This is a genomic window from Chromohalobacter sp. HP20-39, from assembly GCF_033052815.1.
Lineage (GTDB): Bacteria > Pseudomonadota > Gammaproteobacteria > Pseudomonadales > Halomonadaceae > Chromohalobacter.
Window position 1 is genome coordinate 1 of sequence record NZ_JAWHTP010000444.1, and the last position, 308, is coordinate 308.

A 308-nucleotide genomic window follows, 5' to 3' on the forward strand; every position below is an offset into this window, starting at 1 on the left:
GTCTTGTGGAGGGTGCAGGACGCATGGGTAGTGCCGGGCAATAAATCCTATGGCGATGACTTTGAATCTGCTGTGAAGCGCGTCACGGAAGACTTGGCAGCCAACGGAACAGACGTGCTCGGCGACAGCTGGCGCGGCAACCACACGATCGTTATCACCCAGAACGGAGCAGCTGAGCAATGAGGATCTTCTATCAACCGAAGCTGATCGCCGGTGCTGTGGCAACGGTCTTGAGTCTGTCGGGATGCGGTATCGCGGAGGTGCGCGGCATCCAGAAAGACGCGATGCGCGACACGCGCGCGCAGCTC

1 protein-coding gene is annotated in these 308 nt (G+C 59.7%); it reads left to right on the forward strand.

Annotation, left to right across the window (positions count from 1 at the left end; translation table 11 throughout):
- A partial coding sequence (locus tag RVY79_RS18740) for a TcpQ domain-containing protein (protein ID WP_317466061.1) occupies positions 1 to 183 on the forward strand: 183 nt, incomplete at its 5' end.
- Between the last annotated feature and the right edge of the window lie 125 nt (positions 184 to 308).